The sequence below is a fragment of the Zobellia sp. B3R18 genome (genome assembly GCF_018860715.1).
Taxonomy (GTDB): domain Bacteria; phylum Bacteroidota; class Bacteroidia; order Flavobacteriales; family Flavobacteriaceae; genus Zobellia; species Zobellia russellii.
The window spans coordinates 127214-137544 of the sequence record NZ_JAHKQG010000007.1; the positions used below are offsets into that span (position 1 = coordinate 127214).

1 protein-coding gene and 1 pseudogene are annotated in these 10331 nt (G+C 41.7%); both read left to right on the forward strand.

Annotated features, from left to right (window positions below; genetic code table 11):
* The first annotated feature begins 243 nt into the window (after positions 1 to 243).
* On the forward strand, positions 244 to 4698 hold the full coding sequence (locus KO513_RS05190; protein WP_215912562.1) for a beta strand repeat-containing protein: 4455 nt from the start codon (positions 244 to 246) through the stop codon (positions 4696 to 4698).
* A 501-nt stretch (positions 4699 to 5199) separates the two neighbouring features.
* Positions 5200 to 10331, forward strand: a pseudogene (locus KO513_RS05195) (collagen-like protein); the annotation flags it as partial.

A 10331-nucleotide genomic window follows, 5' to 3' on the forward strand; every position in this document is an offset into this window, starting at 1 on the left:
TTTAATCGATAATGTATCTATTTTAAAGGCAATTCAACATGCTTTAAAATACCTAAACATTGTAAAAACTATCGGTTACGCTCACTATTGGGGTCTTCACAACAAATTTTTCTTAAGTAGTTCTAGTACGGATATATTTGCTGGGTTAAATGCTCGGTCCGTTCGGTCGGCATCTATTCAAAGCTTTAAAAAGTGCTAAAAATAGTGTATAATCATACTAGAATTTTTTATGTTTTTTTGGCGATGCTGTGTTCGTTACAGTTGGTCGCACAAGAAACCTATCGCGATAATTTTAGCAGTGTATCTTACTCAAATAATAATGGCAGTTCTAACTTTTCTACAAATTGGGTAGAAACTGGCGATACAAATAATGGTCCTGCCAGTCAATATATTAGAATAAGTAGTAATAGACTTGAATTTTATTGGATATATTCTGAGACCGTACGCAGATCGGCTAATCTTAATGGGGCTGCAACAGCTGTGTTAAGTTTTAATTATACAACAATTAGTCTTACAAACGGTAGAGCGTTAGGTATCCAGGTTTCTAATAATGGAGGTGCGTCTTATACTACAGTGGGTACGATTAATGGTAATAATACAGGAATTTTTAGTCAAGATATATCTGGTTTTATTTCAGCAACTACAACCGTAAGATTAGCTAAATCGGGCAATAACTGGAATAATAATGATTACGCCTTTATCGATAATTTTCAGATTTCTGCAACTTTTCCCGCACCTATTCCTGTTCTGGAGGTAAATGATATAACAGTAGATGAAGACGGGGGCAATGCTACTTTTACCGTACGGCATACAGGTACGAACGCTACAGCTCCTTTTACGGTCAATTACAGAACGGTAGATGGGTCTGCAATTGATGGTAACGATTATACTTCTTCATCTGGTATTTTAAACTTCAATGGTACGTCAGGTGATACGGAAACTGTTACCGTTCCCATTTTAGATGATGGTACTATTGAGAATCCGGAAAATTTCATATTGGAATTCACTCTAGCATCAGACCCTCAAGTAGACATTAGTGATACAGCTACAGCAACGATTATAGATGATGACGCCTTAATAATGACTAATGGTGGTAGTGCAACTACATGTAGTGATACCTTTTTTGATCCGGGCGGACTCTCTAATTATTCTAATAATCAAGATGTAACCTATACCATATGTCCGGATACAGTTGATACATATTTGAATGTCAACTTTACCAGTTTCGAGATTGTTTCTGGAGATATACTCTATATTTATGATGGTAATTCAACGGGAGCTACTTTAATAGGTCAGTATGATAGTGCCAATGTACCCACTTCAATAAATTCTTCGGCTGCTTCAGGTTGTCTAACGTTTAGGTTTGTTTCTAACGGAAGTAACACCGGAGCTGGTTGGGAGGCAGAAATCAATTGTTTTCCTGACGGTCCCATTATTATAATTGAGGACATTACAATAGATGAAGATGTGGGTAATGCCGTGTTTACGGTAAGATCTACCAGAGCTGCCCATGGTAGAAATGTATTCTTATTCGGTTTTGTTGAAGCGCCATTTACGGTAGATTTTGAGACCGTAGACGGATTGGCCTTGGCAGGAAGCGACTATACCGCCACATCAGGAACGCTAACCTTTACAGGAGAGTTAAATAATGTTCAGACCATTTCTGTACCTATAGCCAATGATGGTATTCCGGAATTTGCAGAAGATTTTGATATTGTCTTTACTGGAGCAAATGCCCAGTATGCAGTTGTAAATTATAACGATGCGGGTAAGGGTACCATAAATTCTCAGATCTTAGCAAATGACCCATTAACACTGTTTCAAGAATTTGATGGGTATTATGATTACTCAACTACCGGAGGTACGTTACGTACAAGTCCCAATGGGGCTAGTCCTTGTGCGGTTACTACATCATCGTCCAATAGTTTGGTATCTCCTGTTCCGGCAACAGCTTCTGTTGAAAGGGCTTATCTGTATTGGTCTCATTCTAGTACGGTTCGTGATGCAGATGTAACTTTTGAAGGACAAAGTGTTTCTGCTAACTTTCTGTATCAGACATCTTTGGGCAATAGAAACTTTTTTGGTTATGTAAGTGATGTAACCACCATAGTTCAAGGCGTATCCAACTTATCTAGTAATGTTTTTGACTTTAGTGGTCTTACCATTAATAATACGGGAGAATATTGTACAACAAGTACGGTTCTTGGTGGCTGGGCGTTAATGGTTTTTTATGAAGACCGTTCCCTGCCAGCAGTAAATATAAACTTATACCAAGGTTTTGATGGTTTAAGTAATGATGGTAATTCATTTACGCTAGATTCTTTTTATGCCATATCGGGAACAGGCGCCAAAGCTTCATTTTTATCGTGGGAAGGTGATCCAGATTTGAATGGATCTAGTTCTGGCTCTACCAATCCTGAAGAACTGTCCATTACCAATCAAAGAAATCAAAATTTTATTCTTACAGGAGATGGAGGTCAAACAGGTAATAACTCCTATAACTCTACAATTTATGACAACACGGTAGGTCCTCCGGTTTATAATAATGCTGCTACTTACGGTGTAGATTTAGATACTTATGATATTTCATCATTTATTCAACCAGCAGATAGTGAGGTTACGGCAAATGTTGATGTAGGTCAGGATTTTGTGATTTCTGCAGCGGTGGTATTGAAAGTACCGTCCAACTTAATTGCAGGTCGTGTTTTTGAAGATGTCAATTATCCGGGTGGCGCAGGCCGTGATCAATTGGCCTCTGGAGGAGTAGGAATTTCGGGTGCAATTGTAGAGCTTTTTGATTCTTTCGGTAATTTTATCCAAAGAAAAAATACAGAGGCGAACGGAAATTATTCGTTTGGAGGCATGGCAGATGGAGACTACTTTATAAAAGTAGTGAGCTCAACGGTCCGGTCTACTAGAGATAGTGGAGCAAACTGTTCTGCATGTTACCCCGTTCAGACATATAAAACCGAAATGATATCTGGTAGTATCGTAGATGTAACAGATGAAGTTGGGGGAACTGACCCAACAGCAACTCAGGATGTATCATTGGGTGTTTTCAATAATGCTCAAAGCATAGCTAGTGTTGAGGTGGCCGGTAACGGTGTTGTAGGTATTAATTTTGGATTTAATTTTAATACCATAGTAAATACAAACGAGAACGGACAAGGTTCACTTACTCAGTTTATATTGAATTCAAATGCAATAGGAGAAGTTGGTTTGGATATTGAAGCGAACGGTATATTTGATCCAGCGACAGGTGAGGACACTTCAATATTTATGATACCAACTACCGGTGATCCATTAGGGCGAACGGCCGATGCCAATTTTACGAATGGATACTTTAATATTACCATGTCCAATCCCAACGATTTTCCGGTAATAACTGGTTCCAATACTGTTATTGATGGGCGTACGCAAACTGCTTATTCGGGTAACACAAATACAGGAACTGTTGGTTCTGGAGGAACAGGGGTAGGAGTTTCAAATACGAATCTGCCAAACTTTGACCTACCGGAAATTGAATTGTATAGTCCCTCAGGTGATGTATTGCAATTAAACGGTACAAATGTGGTAACTCGTAATATTGCTGTTCGTGCCAATAATAATGCAGGAATTATTATTCAGGGTGGGTCTGCAACTGTGTCGCACAGTTTACTGGGTGTGAATGCTCGTGGCAATGCATCGGGAAATATAGATTATGGCTTGGAAATTATTGGAGGAACATCTATTGTGGACAGCAATTATATAGCAAGAAATACGGATGAAGGTATTTTGGTGAACGGAGGAACGTCTACCCTAATACAAAACAATCATATTACGGACAATGGAAACAACGCTTGTTTTGATAATATAAAAATAAGTGGTGGGTCTGGAATTATAATTCAGCAAAACTTAATTGATAGAGCTGCTTCCCTAGGCGTAGATGCAGAAGGAATAAGCGGTTCTTTGACCATTACGGAGAATACAATTTCCAACTCCGGCCAAGATGGAGGTCAGTGTACGGGAGACAACGCAAACGTGGGTATTCGTTTGGATGGAAACAATTCGTCTTTAACCAATAACATTGTAACCTCAAATGGTGGGGCAGGTATTGTTCTAAGTGGCGGGAATACATCAGGAAACTTAATCTCTAGGAACTCAATTTACGCAAACGGTACGGCAAGTCCTGCTCTAGGAATAGATATTGATTTATCTGATGGTTTTGGTGATGGGGTAACCATTAATGACTCCGGAGACTCGGATAATGGTCCCAACGGTGTCCTAAATTTCCCTGTAATTACAGGGGCGTATGTTTCAGGATCAAATCTGGTAGTAGAGGGCTGGTCAAGACCGGGAGCTACTATAGAGTTGTTTGCAACTGACATTAACGAAGGAACGGCCTCTGCAGGAGATAATAGATTGGGCATGACTTATGATTATGGTGAGGGACAACGGTACCTAGGCAGCATGGTAGAAGGTTCTGCTTCCGATTCGGAATCAAGGGTTACCGCTTATAGCGATGATGATAATAATACGGACAATACCAACAAGTTTAAATTCAGTATTCCACTTCCTTCAGCTATTGGTTTAGGTAACACGGTAACTACTACGGCTACATTGGCAAACTCTACTTCTGAGTTTTCTCCTTTAAGTATAATTAAGGCGTATACTGTTATTACGAATAGGCGAATAACTTACAGAGTAAAGCCAAATTAACAATGTTATATAATGGTTAAATATGAAATGTAAGTTTGTCCAAATTTAAACAGTTCTACTTTCGTTTTAGGCACCATTTTAACCTCTATTTTTCTACATATTACACTATTCTCGTAAACATATGACCCTCTGTAGTATAGCGATATTATTGGACTTATCGACGATTAACACAGGAAAAAAATAAACCAAGACCTCATTTTTCAGTACGTATACAATAGGAATTCACACTTATACAACAATTATTTTCCATTGCAGGTACTAAGGTTAATTTTGTAAAGTGTAATTGGATCATTCTCAATAGGATTGGTTCAACACAACCCAAAAAACTGAATAACTTAACCAAAGTTTGACATAGGTTTATTCTATATAAACCAAGTGGCATTTAGGATGTTCTTCATCCTCTTCACCATGCCAAAAGGCACTTTTAAGGTGCAATGTCCGGGGGCGGAATTCAGATAATTTTTTGGAATAAAAAGTACACTGCGTCTAAAGCTAGTTCGCATGGTAATGATAAAGATTTTGAACAATACGGTTTTAAGTAAAGTAATGGTCATGAAAAAAATAAGTATAATCTTAGTTTTCCTAATCTCCGGATTAGCATTTGCACAGACTACGGTCAGTTTAGAAGACCAATGTAACTGTGAGGTGCTAAGCGGTACCGATGTTACAGCTCCAGGATTAACTACTCCTGCAGGTGCTGACATAGGTGATATTTATGTAAATACGGATACAGGGACTATCTATTTTTGGGATGGTGATTCTTGGGAGCTGACCTCTTCCGATGACCAGCAGCTTCAAAACTTTACTTTTGATGGTTTAAGCGGAGAACTTACGCTTTCCCTTGAAAATGGGGGCACTGCATCAGTTATTTTACCGGTGGAGACCATTACTACCTTAACGGCAACGGCGGCTACAGGAAATGCTATTGGAGTTTATGAAAACGAGAACGGTGATTTAGTTACAATTAATGAAACAATAACGGATATAAGTGATGAAGGCGATGGTAATGTAACATTTACAAATGAATTAGGAGCCCAAGTAACGGTTTCCAAATCGGACATTACGGATTTAGGAGGCGGTCTTTATGAGTTCACTAATGGTGACGGAACAAATGTTACTATTGACACCAACGGAATGTCTATTGGCAATATCGTTCCGGGAAATCGCATTGCAACCGTAACCGAGGCAGATGGGTCAACAACAGATATCAACGAAACAATTACGGACATCACCGGAACTTCGACCAACGGAAACGAAATCGGTGTATACCAAAAGGAAGACGGGACTACGGTTTCCATCCAGGAGAGCATCGTACGAATAGAGGATAACAATGACGGGAACATCACTTTAGTGGATGAAGAAGGAAATACTGTAACGGTTTCCAAATCAGATATCACAGATTTGGGTGGCGGCCTTTACCGTTTCACCAATGGCGATGGAACGGACGTGGATATCAACACGAACGGAATCGATATTACTAATGTTATTGCTGGTAACCTGATCGCTACGGTAACGGAAGCGGACGGTACGGTAACGGAAATAGACGAAACAATTACGGATATTACTGGAACAAGCACATCAGGAAACGAAATCGGTGTATACCAAAAGGAAGACGGGACTACGGTTTCCATCCAGGAGAGCATCGTACGTATAGAGGATAACAATGACGGGAACATCACTTTAGTGGATGAAGAAGGAAATACTGTAACTGTTTCCAAATCGGATATCACGGATTTGGGTGGCGGCCTTTACCGTTTCACCAATGGCGATGGAACGGATGTGGACATCAATACGAACGGAATCGATATTACTAATGTCATTGCGGGTAACCTGATTGCCACGGTAACGGAAGCGGATGGAACAATTACGGAAATAGACGAGACGGTAACGGACATCACCGGAACTTCGACCAACGGAAACGAAATCGGTGTATATCGTAAAGAGGACGGGACCACGGTTTCCATCCAGGAGAGCATCGTACGAATAGAGGATAACAATGACGGGAACATCACTTTAGTGGATGAAGAAGGAAATACTGTAACGGTTTCCAAATCGGACATTGCGGATTTGGGAGGCGGCCTTTACCGTTTCACCAATGGTGACGGCACGGACGTGGACATCAACACGAACGGAATCGCCATCACGGATGTTATTGCGGGTAACCTGATCGCTACGGTAACGGAAGCGGACGGTACGGTAACGGAAATAGACGAGACGGTTACAACATTGTCTACAGCTGATAATGTAACTTATACTTATGTTTCGGAAGATAATACTTCAACCAGTTTTGATGGTACGGATGATCAAGAAGCAACGGAGGTTAATTTAACAAATCCATTAGATGTTGATGGGGACAGTGTGGATGAAAATACGGTGGAAGAAGCAATTATTGATTTGGCAGCGAACGCTAGTGATAACCAAAATTTAACCGGAGCTACTTTAAGCGGAACAAATCAACTTCAAATAGATATAGAAAGAGGGAGTTCTGCAAATGTAGATTTATCATCTCTTGTAGAAACCGTAATTGCTGGTACAGGAGCTATTTCGGTAACTGATGACGGGAATGGAAACTATACGGTTAATTCAACAGACTTAGATGAAGACGAAACCAATGAGCTTACATTAATAGATAGTGGGACACCAACAATAACACCGTCAAATGCTGGGGTAACTTATGTAGATGATGTTGCTGGGCAGTTATATGTTTTTGACGGTACTAACTGGAACCAAGTAGGGGGCAATGCCAGTCCTGATTTAGATGGTGACCCGAACAATGAGATTCAAACTATTACTTCAACCGACGGTTCTGTAACCTTGACCCAAACCGATAATGATTATGACCTTTCCGTAGCTGCTGCCGATGGTACGGAGACTATCGTACAATCTGGAAATGCAAATGTTTCTGTAGCAGGAGATGGTTCCGCAGGAAACCCATACCAAATCAGTAGTGTGGATTTAGATGAGCAAAATGCTTCGGAAGTTCCGTTGGATGCTCCTTTTGACGTGGATGGCGATACGGTAAACGAAACTACGGTTCAGGAAGCTTTAGAGGATTTGGCCAACAATGCCAGTGACGACCAACAGATAACAAGTGCAGTGGGTACCGCTAACGAAACGGTGGACATCGATTTAGAGCGAGGTGGTTCAACTACTATCAACATTCAGGATGCGGATGCCGACCCAACAAACGAGATTCAAGATGCTACGGAGGTAGCTTTGAACACTCCTTTTGATGTTGATGGCGATACGGTAAACGAAACTACGGTCCAGGAAGCATTGGAGGATTTGGCCAACAACGCCAGTGACGACCAACAGATAACAAGTGCAGTGGGTACCGCTAACGAAACGGTGGACATCGATTTAGAGCGAGGTGGTTCTACAACGATAAATATTCAGGATGCGGATGCCGACCCAACAAACGAAAATCAAACAGTTTCAGCGGGAACGGGTATTACGGTAAACCAATCTGGTCAGAATTTTGAAGTCGTGAATGCGGCTCCAGATCAAACGGTTACTATTGCCGATGGTGGAAGCGGAAATGTTGTGGTAGGCGGTACATATCCTAATTTAACGGTAGATGTTCCTTCTTTAGATGATGCCGATGCCGACCCGACAAACGAACTTACGTTATTGGGTAATGGTTCTCCAACGGTTACACCAAGTAATAGCGGGGTAACTTATGTAGACGAGGTTGCGGGACAATTATATGTTTATGACGGTACCACATGGAATGCTGTAGGTGGAAATGCTACGCCAGATTTAGATGGTGACCCAAATAATGAGATTCAAACCATTACCTCTACGGACGGCTCTATAACGGTTACGCCTTCAGGCAACGATTATAATCTTTCTGTAGCTGCTGCCGATGGTACGGAGACTATCGTACAATCTGGAAATGCAAATGTTTCTGTAGCAGGAGATGGTTCAGCAGGAAATCCATATCAAATCAGTAGTGTAGATCTAGACGAGCAAAATGCTTCGGAAGTTCCGTTAGATGCTCCTTTTGACGTGGATGGCGATACGGTAAACGAAACTACGGTTCAAGAGGCTTTAGAAGATTTGGCCAACAATGCCAGTGACGACCAACAGATAACAAGTGCAGTGGGTACCGCTAACGAAACCGTGGACATCGACTTACAGCGAGGTGGTTCTACAACGATAAATATTCAGGATGCGGATGCCGACCCAACAAATGAGATTCAAGATGCTACGGAGGTAGCTTTGAACACTCCTTTTGATGTTGATGGAGATACGGTAAACGAAACTACGGTCCAGGAGGCTTTAGAGGATTTGGCCAACAACGCCAGTGACGACCAAACGCTAAGTACGGATGGTAATCCTGGAAATGTTAGTATATCCGAAGGAAATGCAATTAATTTAAATGTAGACGATGCCGATGCGGACGCTTCAAACGAAATACAAACCTTAACCTCAACAGACGGTTCTGTAACCTTAAATCAAACAGGTAATGATTATGACCTTTCCGTAAATTTCCCTGCTGGAAGTGATAATCAAAATATCGAAAGTTTAGCAATAAATACAAGTTCAAATGTACTTACTGTGGGTATTGAAGACGGGAATAGCCAAACAGTAGATTTATCACATTTAGATGATTCGGGTACGGACAACCAAAACATTCAGAATTTAACTTTTTCGGGAACTACTTTAACCGTTGGAATTGAAGGAGGAAGTTCTGACACTGTGAGTCTAGCCGATTTAGCGGATAATCAAAGTATTCAAGGGTCAGGTCTTTCGGGAAATACGTTAACAATAGGCATAGAAGATGGTAGTTCTGAAACGGTAGATTTATCAAGCTTAGCAAATACTGATAATCAGCAGATAAGTCTTACAGGAAATATCATCACTTTAGATAATGGTACAGGCCCGGATACAACCGTTGATCTTACAGATTTTAGAGATGATCAAAATCTTAGTAGTGCAGTTGTGGTGCCAAACCGATCCGTTGAAATACAAATTAACGATGGTACCAATACCACAATAGACATTAGGGATGAAGATTCGGACCCAACAAACGAAATAGAACTGCCTTCAGGTGGGAATAATGGACAAGTACTTTCTACGGACGGTACAGGAACTTATTCATGGATTAATCCGGATACAGGCCCACAAGGTCCGCAAGGTGAAGTAGGTCCTCAAGGTCCGCAAGGGGATACGGGAGCTACAGGAGCCCAAGGCCCACAGGGTGAAGTCGGTCCACAAGGTCCACAAGGCGATACCGGAGCCACTGGAGCAACGGGTCCTCAAGGTCCGCAAGGAGATACCGGTGCCACAGGAGCAACGGGTCCTCAAGGTCCACAAGGGGATACAGGCGCTACAGGAGCCCAAGGCCCACAAGGAGAAGTTGGTCCACAGGGTCCACAAGGGGATACGGGAGCCACAGGAGCGACAGGTCCACAAGGCCCGCAAGGAGATACAGGAGCGACAGGTCCACAAGGCCCTCAAGGAGAAGTTGGTCCTCAGGGTCCACAAGGAGATACGGGAGCTACAGGAGCCCAAGGCCCGCAAGGAGAAGTTGGTCCTCAAGGTCCACAAGGAGCTACAGGAGCAACAGGAGCAATAGGTCCTCAAGGTCCACAAGGGGATACAGGCGCTACAGGAGCCCAAGGTCCACA